18 protein-coding genes and 1 pseudogene are annotated in these 19,043 nt (G+C 62.8%); 5 read left to right on the top strand and 14 right to left on the bottom strand.

Annotated features, from left to right (window positions below):
- Positions 1–71: 71 nt before the first annotated feature.
- Positions 72–383, bottom strand: a complete 312-nt coding sequence (locus AB4Y34_RS27375; protein ID WP_176105883.1) for a DUF4148 domain-containing protein — start codon at positions 381–383, stop codon at positions 72–74.
- Positions 384–791: 408 nt separating this feature from the next.
- Between AB4Y34_RS27375 and AB4Y34_RS27380 the strand changes: the two genes are divergently transcribed.
- Positions 792–1,163 (top strand): BON domain-containing protein, encoded by a 372-nt coding sequence (locus tag AB4Y34_RS27380; RefSeq protein WP_176381402.1) that lies wholly within the window; start codon positions 792–794, stop codon positions 1,161–1,163.
- A gap of 123 nt (positions 1,164–1,286) precedes the next feature.
- On the opposite strand, the gene AB4Y34_RS27385 is transcribed toward AB4Y34_RS27380, so the two are convergent.
- Entirely contained in the window at positions 1,287–1,856 is a 570-nt protein-coding gene (locus AB4Y34_RS27385; RefSeq protein WP_176381399.1) for an XRE family transcriptional regulator, read from the bottom strand.
- A gap of 185 nt (positions 1,857–2,041) precedes the next feature.
- On the opposite strand from AB4Y34_RS27385, the gene AB4Y34_RS27390 reads away from it, so the two are divergent.
- Positions 2,042–3,436, top strand: coding sequence for an LLM class flavin-dependent oxidoreductase (locus tag AB4Y34_RS27390; RefSeq protein ID WP_368717790.1), 1,395 nt, complete (start codon positions 2,042–2,044; stop codon positions 3,434–3,436).
- A 48-nt stretch (positions 3,437–3,484) separates the two neighbouring features.
- Complete coding sequence (locus AB4Y34_RS27395) at positions 3,485–4,030, top strand: flavin reductase (protein WP_368717791.1); 546 nt, start codon at positions 3,485–3,487, stop codon at positions 4,028–4,030.
- A 117-nt stretch (positions 4,031–4,147) separates the two neighbouring features.
- Here AB4Y34_RS27395 and AB4Y34_RS27400 read toward each other — a convergent pair whose 3' ends face one another.
- The 6 genes and pseudogenes from AB4Y34_RS27400 to AB4Y34_RS27425 all read right to left on the bottom strand — a co-directional run bounded on the left by AB4Y34_RS27400 (position 4,148) and on the right by AB4Y34_RS27425 (position 8,977).
- On the bottom strand, positions 4,148–5,296 hold the full coding sequence (locus tag AB4Y34_RS27400) for a DUF1501 domain-containing protein (RefSeq protein WP_368717792.1): 1,149 nt from the start codon (positions 5,294–5,296) through the stop codon (positions 4,148–4,150).
- A gap of 5 nt (positions 5,297–5,301) precedes the next feature.
- Positions 5,302–6,822, bottom strand: coding sequence for a DUF1800 family protein (locus AB4Y34_RS27405; protein WP_368717793.1), 1,521 nt, complete (start codon positions 6,820–6,822; stop codon positions 5,302–5,304).
- A gap of 83 nt (positions 6,823–6,905) precedes the next feature.
- Positions 6,906–7,415 carry a periplasmic heavy metal sensor gene (locus AB4Y34_RS27410; protein WP_368717794.1) on the bottom strand — a complete coding sequence of 170 codons (510 nt, stop codon included), beginning with the start codon at positions 7,413–7,415 and terminating at the stop codon, positions 6,906–6,908.
- Positions 7,412–7,828: a hypothetical protein gene (locus AB4Y34_RS27415; RefSeq protein WP_368717795.1), complete on the bottom strand. Its 417-nt coding sequence runs from the start codon at positions 7,826–7,828 to the stop codon at positions 7,412–7,414. Before AB4Y34_RS27415 ends, AB4Y34_RS27410 begins: the two co-directional genes overlap by 4 nt.
- Positions 7,825–8,421 (bottom strand): annotated as a pseudogene (locus AB4Y34_RS27420) (RNA polymerase sigma factor); the annotation flags it as partial. The pseudogene AB4Y34_RS27420 and the gene AB4Y34_RS27415, both read right to left, overlap by 4 nt.
- Before the next feature lie 238 nt (positions 8,422–8,659).
- Positions 8,660–8,977, bottom strand: coding sequence for a YXWGXW repeat-containing protein (locus tag AB4Y34_RS27425; protein WP_368717796.1), 318 nt, complete (start codon positions 8,975–8,977; stop codon positions 8,660–8,662).
- 209 nt (positions 8,978–9,186) lie between these two features.
- On the opposite strand from AB4Y34_RS27425, the gene AB4Y34_RS27430 reads away from it, so the two are divergent.
- Both AB4Y34_RS27430 and AB4Y34_RS27435 read left to right on the top strand, forming a co-directional pair.
- The gene (locus tag AB4Y34_RS27430; protein WP_176125312.1) at positions 9,187–9,873 is read left to right on the top strand and encodes an HAD family phosphatase; all 687 of its coding nucleotides are present in this window, start codon (positions 9,187–9,189) and stop codon (positions 9,871–9,873) included.
- A 209-nt stretch (positions 9,874–10,082) separates the two neighbouring features.
- Positions 10,083–10,337 (top strand): hypothetical protein, encoded by a 255-nt coding sequence (locus AB4Y34_RS27435; RefSeq protein ID WP_176381378.1) that lies wholly within the window; start codon positions 10,083–10,085, stop codon positions 10,335–10,337.
- Positions 10,338–10,432: 95 nt separating this feature from the next.
- Here AB4Y34_RS27435 and AB4Y34_RS27440 read toward each other — a convergent pair whose 3' ends face one another.
- The 6 genes from AB4Y34_RS27440 to AB4Y34_RS27465 all read right to left on the bottom strand — a co-directional run bounded on the left by AB4Y34_RS27440 (position 10,433) and on the right by AB4Y34_RS27465 (position 18,843).
- Positions 10,433–10,825, bottom strand: coding sequence for a carboxymuconolactone decarboxylase family protein (locus AB4Y34_RS27440; RefSeq protein ID WP_368717797.1), 393 nt, complete (start codon positions 10,823–10,825; stop codon positions 10,433–10,435).
- Between the two features lie 164 nt (positions 10,826–10,989).
- Complete coding sequence (locus tag AB4Y34_RS27445) at positions 10,990–11,295, bottom strand: PAAR domain-containing protein (protein WP_368717798.1); 306 nt, start codon at positions 11,293–11,295, stop codon at positions 10,990–10,992.
- A 17-nt stretch (positions 11,296–11,312) separates the two neighbouring features.
- Positions 11,313–11,888: a lysozyme inhibitor LprI family protein gene (locus AB4Y34_RS27450; protein ID WP_176381374.1), complete on the bottom strand. Its 576-nt coding sequence runs from the start codon at positions 11,886–11,888 to the stop codon at positions 11,313–11,315.
- A gap of 4 nt (positions 11,889–11,892) precedes the next feature.
- Positions 11,893–14,670, bottom strand: a complete 2,778-nt coding sequence (locus AB4Y34_RS27455; protein WP_176381372.1) for a pesticin C-terminus-like muramidase — start codon at positions 14,668–14,670, stop codon at positions 11,893–11,895.
- A 24-nt stretch (positions 14,671–14,694) separates the two neighbouring features.
- Entirely contained in the window at positions 14,695–17,037 is a 2,343-nt protein-coding gene (locus tag AB4Y34_RS27460; RefSeq protein ID WP_368717799.1) for a type VI secretion system Vgr family protein, read from the bottom strand.
- A gap of 375 nt (positions 17,038–17,412) precedes the next feature.
- Positions 17,413–18,843, bottom strand: a complete 1,431-nt coding sequence (locus tag AB4Y34_RS27465; RefSeq protein ID WP_368717800.1) for a mannose-1-phosphate guanylyltransferase/mannose-6-phosphate isomerase — start codon at positions 18,841–18,843, stop codon at positions 17,413–17,415.
- Positions 18,844–19,043 lie beyond the last annotated feature (200 nt).

A 19,043-nucleotide genomic window follows, 5' to 3' on the forward strand; every position in this document is an offset into this window, starting at 1 on the left:
CGGCAAAGCCTAACCGAAGCCGCCCGGCGTCTCGTCGGCGCTGAATACCGCGCCGGGCGTGGGCTTGTCCGTTACTGGCTGGCCGGCGCACCGACGCCGGCCTTTTTCTGCGCCGCCTGCAGCTTGTCCGGATAGTTCGGATCGTTCTGCGCCGGCTGGTAGCCCGCGTCTTCGAGTTTCTTCAGCTCGGCGTTCTTTTTCGCGCGGGCCTGTTTGCGCGCTGCCTTGCGCTCGGCCTTCGTTGGCTTCGGGGTGGTCGTCGTCGCGCCTTCCTGGGCCGCGGCATCCGTCGAGCCCTGAGCGAGCGCGAGCGGAATGGTGCCGGCCATTAGTGCGACGGCCGAAACCCCAAGCATGATTCGTTTGATGGCGAAGCTCTTCATAACTGAGATCCCTTTGTTGATTGGTAATAACGTACGAGTCCGTCTGCGAATCGTGGAGCACCACAGCGGGTCGCGCAGCCTGGACGCGAACCCGTCAGGGAAGCTTACAGGCAAATGGCCGGATGCGCGTCGTAACGGTCGGCGGGCGCGTTCATCGCTTCGTCACGAACCGCTCTGCTACCCGATCCATCACAGTGATCTCCGGGATTGGGCGATCAGACATCCATTCGTGATGCGGTCTTTTGGCAAGACCGCCCCGCCAGGAGTATCGTTTAACCGCGCCGGAAGCGCCGAAACCACCACTCCTCTACAAGACAGGCACTTCCTAGAGTCCGGACCAGCTCGACAAAAGCGCGACGTTTCTAACATGCAACGAAGCGACATCAACTTATCGAGGATGGTGAAACCGTGAAAACACTCAATCTTTTGAAGGTGCTCGGAATTGCATTGTGCGTGGCAACCGCATCCAGCGCCTACGCGCAGGCAAGCGACGCGCAGGCGCCTGCCGCCACGGCAGCCGCGCCGGCCACGACCACCCAATCGACGCGTGCGGCGGATCGCAAGCTCGGCCGCGACGTGCGGCGCGCGCTCTCGAGAGCGCAGGGCTTCAACGTGTCGAATGTGTTCGTGCGGGCGCGCGGCGGCGCAGTGACGTTGACCGGCTCGGTGCCTGAGAGCGGCATGATCCAGCAGGCTGCCGACGTGACGAAAGGCGTGCCAGGCGTGACCTCGGTGACCAACAAGCTCACGCTGAATTTCCCGTCCCGCGGCGGTGGTTGACGCTGAGCGTCGGCATTCGACTCGCAAACGGGAGCGCCGCGAACCTGCGATGCATGCGGTGTCTCCCGCTAATCCCCGGTCGTCGTCCTGCTATCTGGACTGCTGGGCACGATCCGGCACAGCTCAGCGCCGCACCAAGCCCACCACATATCTGCACACCTGAGTGCCAGCATTGAAGAACTCGCAGTCGACCGGCGCACCGAGTTGCAGGCAGTCCCCCGCTTCGAGCCGGTACGTCAGCGAGCCCTCGCGAAACGTCAGCACCCCTTGCGTGACCCAGATCTGCTGATGCTGAAACGCGAACGCATCCGACGGATAAGGCACCCTCACTCCGATCGGCAATTCGATTTCGAGCAGCTCCAGCACGCCACCGGTCGGCGGTGAAATACGCCGCCGCGTATAGCCGGTTTCGGGGTCTTCCCACAGCGACTGGTCCGCATGACGCACGAGCCGCTCGCCGGTCTGCTCGGCGAGCGCGAGCAATGTCGATAGGGTGAGCCCGAACGCGCCCGACAGCCGCCCGAGCACCGTCGCGGTCGGACTCGCCTCGCCACGCTCGATCTTGCTGATCATCGCCTTCGACACACCCGAGCGCTCGGCCAGTTCGGCGAGCGACCAGTTGCGCGCTTCGCGCTCGGTCTTTACGCGCGCGGAGATCGCCTGGGTCAGATCGATTGCGGAAGTTTCGGACATGGCGGGGGCGTCGGTGCGGAGGTGAGTACCGCGAAATTATATCGATGCGATGCCGCCGCGGGCGCGCAAACGGCGTTCAACGCGCACCCTCCCGAGCCGCCGAACAATGTCTTGCATAGTGATTTTTTGTCCACTATATTAAACAAAACTCCATCGTCCGAACCGCTCACCAGCCGGAACACACCATGCCGAAGCAAATCGTTCTCAACGCGTTCGACATGAACTGCGTAGGTCACATCCAGCAAGGGCTGTGGACCCATCCGCGCGACCAGTCCACGCGCTACACGGACCTGCAGTACTGGACCGACTATGCGCAGAAGCTCGAAGCGGGCCTGTTCGACGGCATCTTTTTCGCGGACGTGGTCGGCGTCTACGATGTCTACGGCGGCAAACCCGATGCCGCGATCCGCGGCGCCGTGCAGGTGCCAGTCAACGATCCGACGCTGCTGATTCCAGCGATGGCCGCGGTCACGCGGCATCTGTCGTTCGGCGTCACGTCGAATCTGTCGGTCGAGCAGCCGTTTCTGTTCGCGCGCCGCATGTCCACGCTCGATCATCTGACGCGCGGCCGGGTCGGCTGGAACATCGTGACCGGCTATCTGGACAGCGCGTCGCGCGCGATCGGCTTGACCGGTCAGATGGCGCACGACGACCGCTATGATCTCGCCGACGAGTACATGGAGCTCGTCTACAAGCTGTGGGAATGCAGCTGGGAGGACGACGCGATGCTGCGCGACAAGGCGCACGGCGTCTACGCGGACCCGTCGAAGGTCCACGTGATCCACCACCACGGCAAGCAATACCGCGTCGATGCGATGCATCTCGCCGAGCCGTCGCCGCAGCGCACCCCCGTGCTGTATCAGGCCGGCTCGTCCGCGCGCGGCAAACATTTCGCGGCGGCACACGCGGAGTGTGTGTTCGTCAACGGCCAGGCGAAGCCGGCGGTCAAGTCGATCGTCGACGACATTCGCGCGCAAGCGGTCGCCGGCGGCCGCCGCGCCGACGACATCAAGGTGCTGCTCGGCCAGACCGTCATCACGGGCCGCACCGATCAGGAAGCGCAGGAGAAATTCGACGAGTACCGCCGCTATGTGAGCTCGGAGGCGGCGCTGGTGCACGCGGCCGCATCGCTTGGGATCGACTTCGCGCGTTACGACCTCGACGAGCCGATCGAAACCGGCAAGAGCCAGGCGATCGTGTCGAACGTCGAAGCGATGACGCGCGCGGCCGGTCCGCACTGGACGAGGCGCAAGCTGCTCGAACAGATGGTGCTCGGCAGCCGCCAGCAGCCGCTCGTCGGCTCGGCCGAGAAAATCGCCAGCGAGCTGATCGCATGGACCGAGGAAACCGGCGTCGATGGCTTCAATCTGTCGCGCACCGTCGTGCCCGAGTGCTTCGACGATTTCATCGAACTGGTCGTGCCGCTGCTGCAGGAACGTGGCGCGTACAAGCGTGAGTATCGCGACGGCACGTTGCGCGAAAAGCTGTTCGGCCATGCGCGGCTGCCCGAGACTCACACCGCGGCGCGCTTCCGATCGCCGGCTTGCGCGGCAGCACCGGCCGACGACGCTCGCGGCTGACGCGATCACCGTTGTCTTAACGAACCCCGACTTCCAGCAGAGGCCTTCATGCTTGACAAGAGCACGTTCCGCGACGCGATGGCCGGTCTTGGCGCGGCCGTCAACATCATCACCAGCGACGGCGAAGCCGGCCTTGCGGGCTGCACCGCGTCGGCGGTCTGCGGCGTCACCGACGAGCCGCCGACGCTGCTCGTCTGCATCAATCGCGGCAGCCGCAATAACGCCGCGTTTCGCAGCAACGGCAAGCTCTGCGTGAACGTGCTGAGCGCCGAGCAGCAGGCGCTTGCCGCGCACTTCGCCACGAGCGCGCTCGCGATCGAAGAGCGCTTCGCGGCCGCGCGATGGGGCAAGCTCGAGACCGGCGCGCCGGTGTTGCAGGACGCGCTCGCGTCGCTCGATTGCGAGATCGGGTCGGTGACTGAAGTCGGCACGCACACGGTGTTCTTCTGCGCGGTGAAGGCCACGCGGACGCAGGGCGCGGGCGATGCGCTGATCTACTACGGACGCCGCTACCATCGCGTCGGCGAGCGCTCGGTGCACGCGACGCATCAGGCCGCGGCGAATCAATGCGAAGCGTCCGCCTGTGCGCGTTGAGTTCGCACGGCTCGTTGAGATCGGCGGAACGCCGCGATGGTCCGGCCGAATAGCGCGGCTGCGGCGCGGACCGGATCGAGCGCAATACTTTCGCTCGCCGCGCCGACCATCGACGCGTCACGCCCGTACGACGCCCGTCATCGGTCCGCCCACCACGGTCCGGCCAAACAGCGCTGCTGCCGTCCGTTCCGGGTCAAGCCCGAGACTTTCACTCGCAGCGCCTGCGATCAACGCATCGAGCGAGGCGGTCGGCTTCAGGTCGCGCGACTGATACAGCTGATGCGGCGCGAGCCCCGGCCAATCCGCTATCACGCGACCGCCCTGCACCGAGCCGCCCAGCACCATCGCGACCGAGCCGGTGCCGTGATCGGTGCCGCCCGTGCCGTTCGCGGCCGCGGTCCGGCCGAACTCCGTCGCGACCAGCACCGTGGTCTTGCTCCACGATGGTCCCATGCCGTCGCGCAACGCCGCGAGCATCGTGTCGAGCGCCTTCAGCTGATTCGCGAGCCGCGCGTTCTGCGCGCTGTGCGTGTCCCACCCGCCGGTCTCGATCATCGCGATGCGCGGACCGTCGTCGCGCGCCAGGAAACTCGCCGCGAGCTTGCCGAGGCTCGCCGGGTCCTGACGTGCGCCGGCATCGCCGGCGACGCTGCGCGCCGCCATCGCCGATTCCCACAGCGGACGCAACTGCGCGTCCTGCTCGTACAGTTGCGACACGCGCGCGAGCAGATCGTCGGACGCCTGCGGCAACCCCGACGGCGCATACGACGTCACCGAAGCGGGACCGCGCAGCGCCATCGGCACGGTTGGCGCGAACGCGATCGCGTTCTCGCGGGTCGCGGGCAATTGCGCGGCGAGCCGGTTGAGCCAACCATCCTTCGTCCGATACGGCGATGTGCCACCCGTTTCCAGCACGTTCTGTCCGTCGAAATGCGAGCGGTCGCGGTACGGCGAAGCGACCGCGTGCACGAATAGCGCCTCGCGCTGCGCGTACAGCTTCGCCATTTGCGCGAGCGCCGGATGCAGCGCGAACGTGCCGTCCAGATGCGGCGCGTTCAACGCATCGATCGCGAGTGGTCCGCGCAAACTCGCATACGCGGGGTCCGCGTAAGGCACGACGATGTTCAAGCCATCGGCCGCGCCGCGCTGGATCACGAACACGAAGCGGCGGTCGGTCGCGACATGCGCGAACGCAATTCGCGGCGACACGAGCAGTGCGCCGGCACCGGCGGCGGCGACGCTCAGAAACTGGCGGCGTGACAGCATGGCGTTCACCTCCGTTGAAAATCGGGCGATACGAGCAGCAGCGCGATCGCCGTCGCCGCGCTTTCCGCGCGCGACACCGCGGTGGCCGTCGGCTCGCTGAGCGAGCCAGCCAGCAAGGTCTGGCCGAGCGAGCGCGCATCGAGCCGGTCGCCCACGCGCGAAGCGAAGCGTTGCGCGACTTCGACGCGGCGCACGAGCGCATCCGGTGCGGCCCAGCTTGCGGCGATATCGTCGTAGCCGGCGGGCGAACCGGGTCGCCACACCGGCTGGCCTAGCTGCGTCAGGATCGGCGCGCTCTGCAGATTACCGAGGTCGTGCCAGCCGAGTCCGCGCATCGACGAAATGGTCCACTCCCACGGCGTCTTGAACTTCACCGCGCCAGGCGACCACGCTTGCGGCATATCGATCAACGCGCGATAGACGGTCGGCAGATCGCCGTCGCTGCGGGTGAACGCATCGGCCAGACGAACGCACACGCCAGCCGGCGGATTGTCGGCGACGAAATGGCGCGCGAGCTTCGCGCCGATATGCTGCGCGGTGGCCGGCGCGTGCGCGAGGTCGTGCAGGATCGCGAGCGCCTGCTGTTCGCCGGCTTCGTCGTAGCGGCGTCCCATGATCGTGCGCGAGCCCGGTTCGTGCAGCTCCTGGCGAAACACGAAGCTGCCGGGTTCGCCGCTTGGCTCCATCGTGCGCCGGTTTGCATTGGCGCCGCCGTTCCCCGGATTGCCGACGAGACTCCAGCCGGTCAGCGCACGCGCGAACTCGGTCACGTCGTCCTGGCTATAACCGCTGCGCACGCCGAGCGTGTGCAGCTCCATGATCTCGCGCGCGAGGTTCTCGTTGAGTCCGCGCCTGTTGTCCGGATTGCGCGGCGCGGCGCGCAGCGCCGCCATGCTGTCGGGACCGACCGAGCGGGTCTGGTCGAGGAACAGTTGCATGGCCGGATGACGCTCGACGGCCACCAGCATGTCCTCGAAACGGCCGAGCACGTGTGGGCGAATCGCTTCCGCTTCGAACGAGCCGGCAAGCGCCGCGACGCCGGGTTTTTCGGCCGACACCGCGAAGTGGTTCGCCCAGAAATGCACGAGGCGTTCGACAAATGGCGTCTGCGTGCTCAGCGCACTTGCGACGCGCGCATTGACCGACGAGCGGTACATGTCGAGGATTTCGACGCGAAACGCCTTTCGTTCGGATAGCTTCGAGGCTTGCGCGTCGGTCTGGCTGGCTGCTGCGGCGTTGCTGGCGATGTTGGTTGCGATGTTGTTCGCGTTCCGGTTCGAGTTGGATTGCTCGCCCGCCTTCTGTTTCGCCTGCTGCTCGATCTGCATGCGCTGCTGCACGAGCTGCGTCGACAACGCGATCGAATCGGGCTGATTCGCCCACGCGTCCGGCCTCGGCTGGTACTGCTCGAACTGGGCGAGCAGCCATCCCTTCGGATCGGCTGGCGATGTATCGTCGGCGCGCGCGCCGAGGCCGAAGCGGTTCAGTGCGATCGCCGCGGCATTCAGGTTCGGTGAGTGGGCCATACGATCCTCGTCGGCAGGTGAGACGCCTGCATGTTCGTTAAACGGCCGACGCGCCGGAATCCGTCGCCACCGCACGCATTTTTTTATTCGCCCGAGGCGGCATTCGCCGCCGGTTTCCTTGCGTTCGGCGCCGGCTGCGCTTCGCGCCATTGCCCGCGCAGCTTCAGGCTCTCGGCGAATTTGACACGCTCCTCGGGCGTCAGCGTCGCCGCGAAATCGGCGACGCTCGCTTCGACCATCGCGCGCAGGCTGCTGTCGGCCGCACGGGTGCGCGCGAGCGCGGCATCGAGCGCGGCGCGATCAAACTGCGGCGCGGCCAGCAAACGCAATACCTCGCGACGCCCTTCGCGAGCGTCACGCGCATACTGGCGCCCGTCGCGCCGCGCGTTTTTCAGGCCGTCGATAAACGCCTGCCGCTGTTGCGCCGACAGCGGCTCGGCGGCGAACCGCAACGCGCGCTGGTCCTGCGTCACCGGCTGATTCGCGCCGTGCGCGGTGAACCACTGATACGCGCCGCCGGCGATCGCGCCGAGCAGGAACACGTTGAGCACTGCGGAGCCCAGCAGCGCAAATTTCCACGAGCACCCATTCATTCGCCGCTCCAATCGGCGGAGCTGCCGCCGAAGCTCGAAGTCAGATACGAGGATTCGTGCAAGAGCGGCGCGTTCTCGGTCAGCACGAAGAACGACACCGCGAGCGCGCCAGCCACGCCACCGAGCAGCCCGACGCCTGCCACCGCCGCGCCCGACCACCACAAACGCCAGCGCGCGGCCGGGCGTCGCGACGGCGCGCCATCGATGATGCGGCGTTGCAGTTCGAGGCTCGGCGGCTCGATCCGGTCCGCGGCCAGCCATGCGTCGAGGCCGGCCGAATCGCTCAACACCACGTCGGCTTCGTCGCGATGCGCGCGCGCCCACTCCTGCGCGGCCTCGCGTTCGCGCTCCGGCCAGCGACGCGCGTCGGCGCCGTACGCTGCGACGATCTGATGGAATCTTTCGGGCGTCATGACTTGTCCTTGCTAAGGCCGCTGCCGGCCAGTTGAACGCGCAAACCGCGGCGCGCGCGGCTCAGCAGACTTTCCAGCGCATCGACGCTGATGCCCATCAAGGCGGCAGCGTCGAGGTTCGACATCTCCTGGTAATAGCTCAGCACGAGCGCTTCGCGCTGTCGCACCGGCAGCGCGGCGAGCGCCGCGCGCACGCGCGCGTGGTCCGCACGTGCTTCGAGCCGCGCGTCGGGTAGCGCGGCGGGATCGGCCGCTTCGGGCAGTTCGTCGCTCGGGTCTTCGCGCTGACCGCGCAAACGGTCATAGCAAAGATTGAGCGCGACCCGATGCATCCACGTGTCGAACTTCGCTTCGCCTTCACGCCAGCGAGCCGCCTGTTTCCAGATTCGCACGAAGACCTCCTGCGCGACGTCCTCCGCTTCCATGCGATCGCCGAGCATGCGCGTGGCAAGCGCGAGCAGCCGCGGCAGTTTGCGCGCGACCAGCGAGCGGACCGCGCCGGGCTCCTCGCGGCCCACCCGCGCGATCAGCTCGGCGTCCGGATCGGGCGGCGCGTCGCTCAAGGCGTGCGGCTCCGTCGCGACATCACGCGCGCGCGTTCGCGTGCGGGCCGCATCACGGGATCAACGTCGTTCACTTGCCGCCGCTCCTTCGACTATCGTGTTGTTATGGTTTTCGTGCGCTACGGCGCTAGTCGGCCGGGTATCACGAATGCGGTCAATATACGACGACCGCCGGCCGGTAATAGGCCGGACGTGCCGGATAGACCACACAGCCGGCGAGCGAGGCCGCCAGCAGAATCATCACGAGTGTTTTCATCGCAAGCCTCGCTCAAGCCCAATGTCGTTCGATCCAGCGCCAGTGCGGCCCACGTTGCGCCCAATGCCCGGGCACCCAGTGATAGCCGACCCGCACCGGCTGCCAGTGGCCCGGCGCCCACACATAGCGGCCGTGCTCCCAGCGCCAGCGGCCCTGATCCCACACATAGCTGTCCCGAGGCGCGGGCACGAGTTCGACGCGCGGCGGCGGCGGCGCCATCGGCGCGATCACCACTTTTGCGAAGGCGGGTGCGGCCGTCAGCGTGGCCGCGCAGCACAGCGCGGCGCTGAGCGTGGAACCGAGCAGGCGACTCATGCGGTTCGAGATCATGTCGTTTTCTCCCATAGGACCGAAAAGAGCCGGAGCCAGAGTGGCCCCATTTCTGCTTCAACGGGTCAGCGGGGCGAAATCCGTCGCTCTGTCTGCAAAAAAGTGCGGCGGGAAGGAAGCGCTTCACTGTCGGGCGGCCATCGCGCTGCGACCCGCGAGCCGGTGGGGTATCCTTGCCGCTTTAGCGAACCTCATCCGTACCCTCCCCGATGGCCGATTTTCCTTTCGACGCCGTGCTCTTCGACTGCGACGGCGTGCTCGTCGATTCCGAACCCATCACGAACCGCGTGCTCACCGAGATGCTCGGCGAGCTCGGGTGGCATATGAGCGTCGAAGAGACGATGCGCATTTTCGTCGGCAAGATGGTCAAGGACGAAGCGGAACTGATCGAGGCGCACACCGGCTTTGCCATCACGGCCGAGTGGCTGGCGCAGTTCCGCGCGCGTCGCAACGTGGCGCTCGACAAGGAGTTGCGCGCGATCGACGGCGCGTCTTTCGCGGTGCGCGCACTGCACCAAACGTTGAACGGACGCATTGCGGTGGCGTCGGGCGCGGATCGCATCAAGATCGAATTGCAGCTCGTGAAGGCCGGCCTCCTCGACTGCTTCGACGGGCGCATCTTCAGCGGACACGAAACGCCGCGCAGCAAGCCGTTTCCCGACGTCTACCTCGCCGCGGCCGCGGCACTCGGCGTCGAGCCGGCGCGCTGCGCGGTGATCGAGGATACGGTGACGGGAGCGACCGCGGGCGTTGCAGCGGGTGCGACGGTATTCGGCTATTGCCCGACGCACCTCGGCCATAGCAGCGCGACCGCGTTGCATGGCGCGGGCGCGGTGCACGTGTTCAGGGACATGGCCGAGCTACCGGCGTTACTCGCGGGATGGAGTACGCGCTGATTCGGCCGACGTGTTGGCAGTTGAACGACACCGGCCTGACGCGAGTTGGCCAACCGCGACCAGTTTTCGGCTGCGCAGGTGCGGTCGATCAGCGCTTGCGCCAGTACCGACGTTGAATCCCGCCGCATGGCATGTTGCGTGCAACTGGAACGCCCGAGCGCAAGGCATTTGCGCGCTCGATACCCATCCAACGTTGCCGGAGATTCATCATGTCCAACTTGACCCTTGCCGACCTGTCGCGCTGCGACGACCTCGACCACGCAGCTGCGCAGTCCGTGCGCGGCGGCCACTCGTGCCACTCGCCCGAATACCCGCCTTCGTGTTACGGCGAAAAACCGCCGGTTCGTGGCCCGTTCTACTACAACCCGCCCTCCTACAATCCCTGCCATCCGGTGCACTACGGCTGCGAGCCGGTCTACACCCCGGTCTGCCATCCGGAGCCGATCAAGGTCGTGCCGTTGTAAGCACGAGGCCTCGCGCCGCTGCGTGCAACGGCGCAAGCAGGCATGTGTTGCGGCCCGGGTCGGTACGATCGGGCCGCATCATGCGCTTCATGCTCTTATTCGAAGGCCGGATCGATCGGCACGCGGTAGCCGACCGCGAGCCGGTTCGTTTCGTTAGCCATTCCGACGATCGCCTGCAACTCGCCGAACATCTCGTCGGTCATGCCGGCGCGACGCGCCGCCGCCGTGTGGCTCGCGACGCAATAGCCGCAGTTGTTCGTCACGCTGACAGCGACGTACAACAACTCCTTGACGAGCGGATCGAGCGCGCCGGGCGCCATCACTTCTTTCAGGCTGTCCCATGTGCGCGCGAGGGTCGGCGGATGTTGCGCGATGTATTTCCAAAAGTTGTTCACGTCGTCGACCTGGCGGGTCGCTTTGATGTCGTCGTAGACGGCTTTGACCTTCGGTGATGCGTCGGCGTATTCGATGGGTTTGGGTTGGGGCATGGGGGCTCCTTGAGGGGTGCTGGTGGGCGTCGGGGTATTGTGCGCTTGCTGTGGCGAATGCGTGCGGTGAATGATCTCGCGCCGCTGGAGGGCGCCGTCATTTCAATCTCGGTCCTCCTGCGTCGATGCGGGCATTCCAATTTAAGGATCCACGTTCTCCGCGTTCATGACGTGGACGAATCCTGTTGCCTCGCAATCAGCAACGGGTGCGGATCGCACTTACAGAGGCACCAGTCACCGCTCAACGCACACTGCTTTCCATTCGGGCCAGTATCGTGCCGAGGTCTGACACATACAATCTTGCCGGTCGTATTGCACTTTGGACACCATACGGGGTCGTATTCATAAGCGACCGATCGGCCCCGAAACGTGTCGTTTGAAGCCGGCTCTGCATCCTTCAACAAAAAATGAACTATCTTTCCGTCATGCTTACCTTCAAAGCCCGAAGCAGCTGAATCGGACACTGACATTAAATCCAGAAAACGGGCTAATACTTATAGAACTCTTGACGCGCCACGCATTGATCCTTCTGATCATGGACTCGCGAAATGGCCAGCGCACAATTGTTGCTAACGTACTCGCGCCACTTGGAGTCAGAATCTTTCGAAAATTCATTGACCAACTTAGAAATGAAATTTTCGCGTTTACCATGTTCGTAGAATTTCGAAACGATATCCGCTGCACGAAAGAATTCGTCGCCTCCTATGCCTGACTTTAGGTACTCCAGTTCCCGCTTTCTCGCTCTTGTAATTTGATCCAGGCAGGACCACTTGTCGATACCAGCCTCTTCTCCCGGAAACGTGGCGTCATACGCACCTTGGCAGGTTGATTCTTTATATGAAACCCATTTCCTCTGCGCTTTAACAAGAACGTCCCTATCGCCCTCCGAGAGCGTAGCAAAGAGGCTCTTATAATTGGAGTTCAAATACTTATCCGATTCTTCGAAGTTGATTTTTGCGCATGCCTCCAAATCAAAAGTCACGCCGCCCGTGCATGCCGTATATGCCATAGAGATTTCAGGCATAAAAACTACCAAAGCCACAACAAGAAGATTTCGCTTCATGAAATTATCTCCAGCAATTACAATTCATCCCACCTTCAAACAAGGCTGCTTCGTCATCGCGACGGCTCAAAAGACCGCCTTGCCCGCTGCCCTGCCATAGCTCCTTCATCTTTCGTAGTTGTACTGGCACGTCATGCAAATTGTTGCCTGCTATATCAGCCCTAATTGCGCGCATTTGAGCCCTGGATTTCTGATGTGGCTTATCTTCCATCCCTGGCCCCCGATTGATGACCAAACTCAAGAGCGTCCCCTGGCAGTGGGGATGAATTTTTGTGACGCCAGGAAAAGCGTCAACCGTCTGCTGAGCAAATCGCCGCTTCATCACCATGACCAGACGTAACGCCATGTCTTGCGTCACGAAAATATCGGCAAAAGAAGGAGCTAGATGTCTAGCTGCATTACCATGAACGCCGGAGGCTTCTTGAAGGCGCGCAACGTGATCGGACTGGAAAATTCCATCAAGGTCAGCGGAAATTGTCGCTTTCGTTTGTTGCCCTAAATCATATCCATATCCAACCGTAACGCCACTTGACTGATCTCCATCTGGCACGTAGGGATGAGCCTTATAGCCTTCCTTCGAGAGGAGAAAATCAAACGCCTTTTTTGAAACCCGGAGTAAACCTTCAGTCGTGTGAAACTCATAAGTCTTCGTTGTGCATTCATCCGGACATACCCCCACAAAATTTGCAATCATTGCCACCGGATGGATATGGTTGACAACCGGACTCGACGGAAACCCCGTAACCCTACCCTTCACGTCATCCCACCATTGCAGCTTCCGGATCCGCGTAAGCTCGCACTGCCAATTCTCGCGCGCGTTGCGCATGAGCGGGGTAATCGCGTCCCATCGGGCCATGCCACCGCCCCACTCACTTTCATAACGCAGGATCACATGTGCGAGTTCGCTGGCGAGTGAGTACGTGTACATCGCGCGCTGCAGTTTTTTTGCCGTAACAACTTCCTCGCCGTTCTTGCCCTTCTCACGCTTTTCGTTGTATCCGAGCGGCAGGCGTGCGACTGTCTGTTCGAGGCGCTGAAGCAGGGAATTGTCATTGACTGCCGCCAAGGATGGCTCGAACTCGCTCTGCTCCTTCCAGTCGGCATTGCCGCATACAACCAGATTGCGCCTGAATGCATCGGCAAGGCTGATTCCCGTAGCGTCCACGAATTCGAAACCAGGCCACGCCCACGGACTCTCCCAGGTCGTACCGGGATAGCTTGTGCCAGACTGGTTCTTGCCACGCACCCAGCCAGAACTCTGCTTGCCGTCTGCGGTGCCGAACTCGATACGCCACCACCTGACGCCGCTCTCATCGGCAGCTACGTTGTCCTTGTCCAGACTGTCAAGTTGCGCATGCGATATAGCCAGTGCCGTTCCGTTTGCCGGATCGCCTGCCGCACTCGATTGCAGCGGAAAGCGACTCCACGCCCGCATCCCGTTCGGTGACGTGAACTTGCCCTGGTCATCGCGTGCGACCCACACTGGACTCCCATCCAACACGTTCAATGTCGTGAACTGATCGTGACGCCACGGCTGCACAAGAACCCACCGACCTGTCTTTGGACTGTTCTCGGTCGGTACAAGCTTTAGAAGCGGTCGCGACTGTCCCAACGTCATGTCAGGGTCAATCGGCTTCGGTACGAGCTTCGCGCCTGCATGCACAAGCAGAATGGTTTGTTCACCAGGTGGCAGTTCGGCCGCACGCGCACGGCTCTTTTCGATAAATGGCTTCAGTTCGTCGCCCGCGAATACTTCAAGATGCAGAAGCTGACGCGCCGGCACGGGTGGCAGAGGTGTCGAACGCTCATAGTCGTGATACTCGCCAAGCTGGCCCAGTAGCGTTCCCGCAGTTATCTGGATCGGGTGCGGCGGGACTACCACCTTGCCCACGTCGTGTGGCTCTTTCATTGCGCGCTGGTCATGATAGTTAATCCAGCCCCAGTCACCCTCTGGTGTAAGTGGCGCGGAGCCATGCTCATCACCATCTGGGCGCAGCCAGGGCACGTTACTGCCGTCCCCCTGCCCGAAGTAGCCACCGCTACTCGCAGCGATCATTGCGCCCGACGAAATGGACTTGATGTGCGCCCACGAGCCGCGCTTTTCACTAACGATGACTTCGCTGTCTTCAGGCAGAAAGCCGACGCTCGCGCCTGGTGTGAAACAACCTTTCTTGTCTGCCTTCGGTTCCTGATAGACGAACGCACCCGCCACCCCCTCTGCGTCGGTACTGCCGATCTGACGCTGCTTGTTGCCGATACGGAATGCATCCACGCCGGGCCACCAGCCAGGCCGCACGAGATCGCCATTCGCCAGATAGGTCGCCCAGTCGGCCATATGCATGTAGAGACTGTAGAACGTCAGCGTCTCGTCGGCGGGCTGGGCTGCCGTACTACCCGGCGCGGGCGGCATGGTCATCTTGTGACGCACCAGGACGAATCCTGTCGAATACATGCCCCAGCGATGGTCCTGCGTGAACTGGATATGCGAATAGGCGTCGTCAAGTTTGAACGCGACGATCTCACCGTTGGCGATCACGCGCACGCCGGCGTTCTGGTCGAGGTCACGCGCCGAGGCTGCGCCGAAATGCACGCCACCATGCGGAAAACCATTCACGCCAAGCGGAAAGAACCCGTCCTCCATCCGGCCAAGCGCCCAGTAAAGGATCTGCGGATCGGTGATTTCCTTGCCGCCCCGCGCGAGAAACGGATAGCGCCAGACCTTCGGCGGCTCTGGCCGCTGTTCATGCGCGGGCTGAGGCGGACTGTTCGGTTTTGTCATCATTAAATATCTGGAATGAATCAGTAATCAGCCTGAGAACTTCGAACCGTGGCGGGACAGGTCCGCAATGTCGTTGATGTACGGCACCGCGGCTTTTGTCATCGTGCCGTCCGGGTCTGCCTTGTTCCATGAAGCGGCGCGTTCGATGTAATCGCCCGGTGTCGCGTTGATGAGGTGGTGTGGCCTGAGGCTGATGTAGGAGCCGCCGCACCTGAGCAGCAGTTCTTCCTTTGCCTCGATGATGACCTTGCCGCCGACGCTGCGGATGTAGGCGTCCTTCTGCGATGTGACGTCCAGCCCGTCAGTAATCGCATGTATCTGAATCTTGCCGCGCGCTGCGATCAGGCTGATACCGGTTTGGGCAAACATCGAAATGACTTCTTTCGCCGCCATCACGATCTTTCGAAAGGCATTGACGTTGAAGCTTGCGGAGGTGGCGAAACTGCTGTCCTTCCCCGTGGATACCATCATCCGCTCCGGCGTCGCCATGCCAATACCGCGCGGGGCAGATAGCGCGATGACGGCCTCCTTCAGGCTTGCAAGTTCATTCTTGAGCCACTCGTTTTCCGCCTTTACGTCAGCAACTTCCGCCTTGGCTGTCCTGGCTGCCTGTGTCAGTTCCTGCGCCTGCGTCTGCGTGAGACTGAACTGGGCGCTGGCAGATTGCGTGTCCGTCTGGTGCCCCTGCGCCTGCGGCTGGTTATCTGCCGATAACAGCAGACCGCCGCCACCGCGAATAGCGGCCTGATTGTCCGTCCGCAGCTCAACCCCGTTGCTTCTCTGTTCGTTTTTCCGATTGACCGCGTGGCCGAGATTGAGTTGCGACTTGCCATGCTCGGTGGCTAGCTTGATATGCTCCTGGCCCTGCCGGTCGTCCATCTGCAGCGTATTGTTGCTGCGGGTGTGGATGGTATTGCGCTGCGCCCACGGATGCTCCGCGTGAATCGGGTCTGTCTGCCTGGCTGTGTGCAGTACGTGGGATATGAACGGCCTGTCGGGATTGCTCCAGAGGAAGGCCACGGCCACGACCGTTTTCGGTTCCAGTCCAAAGTGGAAGCCTACGTTCCCCGGTCCCGCGAATGGCTTGGCAAGCCGCATCGGGCAACTGTCCAGTCCCGGCGTGCGCGGGTCGCGGTCCACATGCAGATTGACGATATACCGCCCCTGGTCGTCCAGGTAAGGACCCACGTAATCTTTCGTGGACGCAATCGTGCCGGTGATGACACCCGCTATCCTGGGCCATGTCTCCTCCATCAAGGGCATCCGGTATTGCCGGTCGCTGGGTATGGCTGTGAACTCGGCTTTGTAACCCTGCTTGCGCGAAGCGCTGCACGTCACGCGCGTAACCAACAGGCCGTACTTCACCTCGGGCAGTTCGCGGTTCGACAGTTCCAGCACGCAGGACGGAACGATATCGAGCATGTCGCATGTCCCGGTGTAGACAACCTGCTCCGCAAGCGCCGCCTCCTGCCGCAGTTCCGCTTCGCGCGCGGCGTCCCGTTCGTCATTGAGATCGAGGCCCCAGGTGTAGGTTTCGCCGTAAACTGTCGGGTCACTATGGATCGTTTCCGTGCCATCTATGCACAGGTTATTCGGCTGCTCGGGGCTGTAGCTGCGCACCGTGAACTTCGCCGGCACCATCGCCGTGCGCATCGCGAGCGACTGCACCGATTCCCGGCCGTTGGCGTCCAAGCCGCTTGGCTCCAGATACGGCACCCTGTAGCGTTCCGGGTCGCGCCGGTATTTCGTGAAGTCATCCCCATAGTGGACGATCTCGCAGCGCTCGCCCGCCTCACATGCAAACCAGATGCCAACGCGCCGGCAAAGGCGCGTGATAAACGTGAGGTCGTCTTCACACCATTGGGTAATGATCGGTCGCTTGCGGTATGTGCGATAAAGGTCAAACTGGTAGTCAGCGAAAATCTGGTTGAACCCGTTCTCGCTGAGAATCTTCTCGATGATCTCTGGTTCGCTTTCGTCAAGAAAGAACCGGGTCCGCGGCATGTTCCGCAGCAACGCAAGGCGCGACTCCAGCGTGACCTCGTACATAGTCTGGTCGTGGTTGCTGGCAATCTGTGCAAAGCCGGTAATCACGCCATAGACACGTCGCGCTGCCTCGGGTTCGCTCCAACTGGTCGCGCGCGGCGGCTGGATGACGAACGTCGCCATCCTGTTGATGTAATCGCTACGCGGCAGGTCGCGCTGTGGGTGCGTGAACTCAATGGAGTACTTCGTCGGCACGCCCATACCGCTCATCCCCTTGAACGAGTAGATATCGGCAAGAGCGGCACTCGGTGTAGCAGTGATTTCGAGGGTGTAATACTGGTGAACGTCGATACCCGGACGCACAACTGGATTACGTGAATTCAAGTGTTCACTCCTGAGATTGACGACGTACATCAGTCGCCCAATTAACACTTTCTGAATTGCGCGGCTACTTCGGGTGCCCGCCCTCCGATCGTTCCCTTCCTCTCATGGAAAAACAATGGCGCAACTCTGAAAAATTGCTCACAGGTCATGCAATGCGAATAAACCTGACATTCATTAAAGAAATGTGTTGTCCAGCAGCAGATGAGCCCGTGGTCCGCACACGCTTTATATCGACGGCCCGTCGACCAGCTGCTCGACGCTCACCCTTCGCACGCGCCGTCAGTGTCCAGATCCGCTCGCATGAATAAAAAAAGGCCACCGGTCTTTCGACCGATGGCCTTTGAGGCGCGACGCCGGGGCTAAACTCCGAGGGTTTTAACCCTTCGCCACGCGCCCGTAGGTATCCTCGAACCGCACGATATCATCCTCACCGAGATACGCGCCCGACTGCACCTCGATCAACTCGAGCGGAATCTTGCCGGGGTTCAGCAGCCGGTGCGTGATGCCGAGCGGAATATAGGTCGACTGGTTCTCGGTCAGCATGATTTCCTTGTCGCCGTTCGTCACGAGCGCGGTGCCCTTCACGACGATCCAGTGCTCGGCGCGATGATGATGCATCTGCAGACTCAGCTGCGCGCCCGGATTGACGACGATGCGCTTGACCTGGAAGCGCTCGCCGCTATCGATGCCCTCATACGAACCCCAAGGCCGCACCACGCGACGATGCGTGACCGACTCGTGCCGCCCCATCGCATTGAGCTGCGCGACGATCTTCTTCACGTTCTGCGCCTGGTCACGATTAGCGACCAGCACCGCGTCCGCGGTCTCGACGATCACGACGTTCTCGAGCCCAATGGCGGCCACGAGCCGATGCTCGGCGCGAATATACGAGTTGCTGACCGCGTCGGTCAGCACGTCGCCGATCAATGCGTTGTTCTGCGCATCGCGCTCGGCGATGTCGGCGAGCGCAGTCCACGAACCGATGTCGTTCCAGCCGAGGTCGGCGACCGCGACGACGGCCGCGCGCTGGGTCTTCTCCATGACCGCGTTATCGACGGAAATGTTCGGGCAGGCGGCAAACGACTCGGCATCGAGACGCACGAAATCGTAATCCTGCTGCGCGTTCTGCAGCGACAACTCGGCCTGACGCGCGATCTCCGGCTCGTAGCGGCGCAACTCGTCCATATACGTCGACGCTTTCAGCATGAACATACCGCTATTCCAGTAGTAGCGGCCCTCATCGATGAAGCGCTGGGCGGTCGCGGCATCGGGCTTCTCGACGAACGAGTCGACCGCGAAAGTCTGCGTGCCGTCGATCAGCGGCGCACCCGCGCGAATGTAGCCGTAGCCGGTATGCGGCTCGGTCGGCGTGATGCCGAACGTGACCAGACGCCCATCCTTCGCGATCTGCGCGGCCGCTTCGACCGCCTTGACGAATGCGGCCTCGCCCGCGATCACATGATCGGACGGCAGCACGAGCAGCAAAGCGTCCGACGTGTCGCGCAGTGCGAGCAACGCGGCCACCGCGATGGCCGGCGCGGTGTTGCGGCTTGCCGGTTCCAGCACGATGTTTGCGGACCCCACGTCGACCTGGCGCAGTTGTTCGGCGACAAGAAAACGCTGCTCGTTGTTCGTGACGACGATCGGCGCGGTGACACCATCGATGCCGCGCAAGCGCAACGCGGTTTGCTGGACCAGCGTGTGTTCGCCTGTCAGTGCGAGGTACTGCTTCGGATAGCCGCCGCGCGACATCGGCCACAGTCGTGTGCCGCTGCCGCCGCAAAGAACTACGGGATGGATGTGCATGTTTTCAGGTCCTCGTTTATGTCTTATGAATCGACTGCATCGGGCATCTGCCTCGTGATTGCGTCGCATCTTGCAGGCCGTCTTTGTTACGGCGCCCGTTATTCTTTCCCCACCCACTCCATTCGCACCGATTCGAGCTCGCGCGGCAGGCGCGCCGAGATCGGTGCCTGCGCGGCAATTCGACGAAGCCGAGACGCCGG

Source organism: Paraburkholderia sp. BR10954, from assembly GCF_040965775.1.
GTDB lineage: Bacteria > Pseudomonadota > Gammaproteobacteria > Burkholderiales > Burkholderiaceae > Paraburkholderia > Paraburkholderia youngii.